The organism is Nitrosomonas sp. JL21 (assembly GCF_009833095.1).
In the GTDB taxonomy this organism is placed as follows: Bacteria; Pseudomonadota; Gammaproteobacteria; order Burkholderiales; family Nitrosomonadaceae; genus Nitrosomonas.
In genome coordinates this window covers 1-2,082 of the sequence record NZ_QRCB01000076.1, presented here as the reverse complement: position 1 = coordinate 2,082, position 2,082 = coordinate 1, and the positions used below count along the sequence as shown (strand labels likewise).

Here is a 2,082-nt window from a genome sequence, read left to right as displayed (position 1 = left end):
TACTGGCGATCAAAATTGAAATAAATATGTGAAAAAAACGTTTAATCATTTAATTATTGTATATTAAATCTAATTGACACAAAATTTTTTTGAATTTTGAAATGCCGTGTTTAAAGTATTTATAACTGATTAATCACAAACATCGAATGGTCATTCTAATTAGATCGGTGTTTGAGACCGATGAACTGATTTATTCTTCGCATACTGGACACCCAGCCACTTCACCGCAATTGATTACTAGCGCCTAATGTACCTGCAGCACACATTTGCCTGCTCAGATAAAATCTGATCTGGACGTAGCTCTGGCGGAGCATCGATCGCAAACTGGATCGCCAGAAAAATTCAGCCCACCTAAGCGACCATGATCCTCGAACGCATCAAACGACTGTTAGAGCACATGCCCACAGACAAGAACAAGCTCTACAGTCTGTGTGTCCCGGAATTGGAATACATATGAAAAAAATGCGTCAACCGTATTAATAGGTATCAAGTTGATGATGGCTACAACTCACAAAGAAGTCCTGGTGGTAGGCATACGCAGTTTGCCAGTGATCCCCTACGATAGTCACAGCTAAGCGAAGCCATTGAACAGACCACCACCTTGACCGATCAGAGATCAAAACCGTATTTGTTAATAAGGATTATCGCGGTGCAGGTTTAAGGAAGTGACGATCCGTCGCAATAGTCAGAATCGCGGCGTCAAATAATCGATCAGAAAAACCATTCAACCATGAAGTGCCATTTGAACGGCAATTGGTCATATGAAAAATGAAGGTAAACTGCGGCAAGACTGGCTTAAGGGCATTCTCGCCGATGTCCTCAATGCCGTCTATGCGGTGCCGAGCCTAATCTGGAGTTATTGTCAAAAGTGGTGTTCAGAGACTTCATCAAGCTGCATTCTGATCTATTGTTGCTGCCTCGATACCATCAATAAATTTGACTCCTGTAATGACTTTGGCGAGGTAGTCAAATCCTCGTTGTCGCCGCCACTTGTTCTGCGCACATTCAGCCAACTTAAACATCATGTGCAGCATACCGTTGCGGGTCAGAAAGCCTTTTGATCGCTTAGTCCGGTGGCGTAGGGTGCCAAAGGTCGATTCGATCGGATTCGTGGTTCTCAGGCTCTGCCAATGCTGAGCCGGAAAATCATAGAAAGCCAGCAGTTCATCCCGGTCTTTTTGCAAAGTCAATGTGGCTTTCGGATATTTGGCCTCAAAAGTATTGATAAACAGATCAAAGGCACGGTGAGCCTGTTCCCGGGTCTCGGCCTGCCAAATTTCGTGTAAGGAATGTTTCACCCTGGGCTGAATCGATTGAGGCACCGCGTTCAATACGTTCAAGGTCTTGTGCAGCCAGCAACGTTGATGTCTTGTGTCTGGATAAATTTCCTCAAGGGCTGACCAAAAGCCCATCGCTCCATCACCGATTGCCATTTTTGGGGCGTTCATGCCGCGGGCCTTGAGCATCAACAACACTTCCCGCCAGCTTTGGGTCGATTCCCGCATACCATCTTCGATCGCCAAAAAACGCTTCTGCCCACGGGCATCAACGCCGATGATAACCAGCGCGCACAGTTTCGCATCCTCGGCTCTGAGACCGCTGTAAATCCCATCCAAATATAAACCCACTGATCCTTGTCCAATCGCATTTCACGCCAGTAACGGTAATCCTCTGCCCATCGCTGTTTCAGCCTGGCTACCGTACTGGCAGATAGCCCTTTCGCCCCCGGACCTACTAGAACTTCCAAAGCGCTGCCCATCTCTTCCGTTGAAATGCCTTTCAAATACAACCACGGCAGTGCCGCTTCCAGAGAGCGCGTTTTACGCACATAAGGCGGCACTAGCGCCGAACGAAAAGTCACCCTTTCTTCGCTTTTAGCCCGTACTTTCGGAATCTTGACAGTCACCGGCCCAATGCCGGTCTGAATCTCCCGCTCAGGCAGGTAACCATTACGAACAATGGCTGAGCGGCCATTGCCCAGAACCTGATCTGCGTATTGTTTCATAAATTCTGATAATTCTGCTTCAACGGCTTGCTCGATCAATTGCCGAGCGCCAGTCCTTAATAATTCAGTCAATGAAT

Annotated in this window: 1 pseudogene; it reads right to left on the bottom strand. The window is 47.0% G+C overall.

Going from position 1 to position 2,082, the window contains the following annotated elements:
- Window positions 1-887 precede the first annotated feature (887 nt).
- Window positions 888-2,082: pseudogene (locus ABF87_RS14560) on the bottom strand (IS256 family transposase); the annotation flags it as partial.